Here is a 1,566-nt window from a genome sequence, read left to right as displayed (position 1 = left end):
GAGGTCTCTCCGAATGACGATAAAAGGTAAGCCTCACAGCCTGAAGGGCCGAGCACCACAGGTCAGGCTGAAAGGAAAATAGAAGCGCTAAGCGCGTGAGAATTACGCTGCCTCGGCCGCACGCATGTGCAGGCGAAAGCGCGCTATCTGGATGATTTGCTCAATAGCGGTTTGACGCTCGGTAGCGGCGTCGTTTTCAAGGCGCTTTTCGAACGCGTAAAGGATGGCGTGTCGATCAAGCCCTTTAACAGCAATCACAAAGGGGAAACCGAACTTATCTTGATAGGCCTGATTGAGGTGTTGAAAGCGTTCAAACTCTTCGGCTGAGCATTGATCTAGCCCCGCACCAGCCTGTTCGCGAGTGGAATCCTGGGTTAGCTCGCCCGCGAGAGCTGCTTTCCCGGCAAGGTCTGGGTGAGCGCGGATGACTGCAATTTGCTGATCAATATCAGCACCCTTAAGCACATTGCCCATGCAGTCAGCTAGCACATCTGGGTCATCGTGTTGGTCGGTAAACCCCTGTTTCCAAGCGGTTTCGGCTACCCAGGGTGAATGTTCAAAAACGTCCCCGTAATGCTCAAGAAAGGCGTCTAAGCCTAGGCGGCTGGGGCGAGCTGCTTCTAAAATACGCGACATTGTATCCTCCATTTGTATTTGTTTATCTGTTTTATTGTATACAATAAATATTGCTAAATGTACTCTAAGAAGTGCCGTTTCCGCAAAAAAATCGCTATCGCACCCGCGAAAAGCGGGCATAACGGCGTTAGGAAGGTCCTTATAGAAGGGCGCTTAGAAAGATGTCTAAAAACAAAATCAAACAACAAAGGGTTTTGCATGTTGAAGAGCAATCGAGCAGTGGTAACGTATCTGGCGATAGGCGCTTATCTTGGCACTATCTCGGCAGGTGCCCAGGCAGCGACATGGAGTGATACGTCCGTGGGGTATCGCTATGGAACGCAGTTTACCGAGCCGAATAACCCAGAGAACATAGAGAAGCATATTCTCCAGTTTACCCATGTTAGTGGTTACTCACTGGGCCAAAACTTTTTAAATCTGGACGTGCTTCAGTCCAGCAGCCAAGACCCCGCCAATAACAGTGATTCAGGGGCAACGGAAGCCTATCTGACATACCGTCATCAACTCCATGGGGGCGGCGTATTCAATGAGCCCATCGCTTTCGGGCCCGTCAAAGACACGGCACTGACATTCGGGTTTGACCTGAATACCAAAAATACTGGCTTTGCACCACGTAAACGCCAATTAGTAGTGGGGCCAACGTTTAAATTTGATGTGCCGAGAGGCTTTGTGGATCTAAGTCTGTTCTATAGCCGTGAGTGGAACCATTGCGGCTTGCCACCTTGTGGACTGCCAGAAAATCAGAACAGTATTTCGTTTGATCCCTATTACCAAATTAACTTGGCCTGGGGGCTGCCGTTTGAAGCGGCGGCGCTGCCGTTAAAATTCCAAGGATTCTATAACTACAATAGCGAAAAAGGAGACGATTACTTTGGGGAAGCGACCGAGCCTGAGCAGTTAATGCGCACTGATCTTACCCAGCAACAGTGG

At 49.9% G+C, this 1,566-nt stretch carries 2 protein-coding genes; one reads left to right on the top strand and one right to left on the bottom strand.

Annotated features, from left to right (window positions below):
* Nucleotides 1-102: 102 nt before the first annotated feature.
* On the bottom strand, nt 103-636 hold the full coding sequence (gene uraD, locus INT22_RS16870) for a 2-oxo-4-hydroxy-4-carboxy-5-ureidoimidazoline decarboxylase (protein ID WP_193068611.1): 534 nt from the start codon (nt 634-636) through the stop codon (nt 103-105).
* Nucleotides 637-834: 198 nt separating this feature from the next.
* On the opposite strand from uraD, the gene INT22_RS16865 reads away from it, so the two are divergent.
* Nucleotides 835-1,566 (top strand): hypothetical protein (locus INT22_RS16865; protein WP_193068610.1); only part of this gene is annotated, 732 nt, incomplete at its 3' end.

Origin of the sequence: Halomonas sp. 3D7M (genome assembly GCF_014897885.1) — a bacterium.
In the GTDB taxonomy this organism is placed as follows: Bacteria; Pseudomonadota; Gammaproteobacteria; order Pseudomonadales; family Halomonadaceae; genus Vreelandella.
Note: the sequence above shows the minus strand (reverse complement) of the source record. Positions and strands in the feature narration are given on the sequence as shown.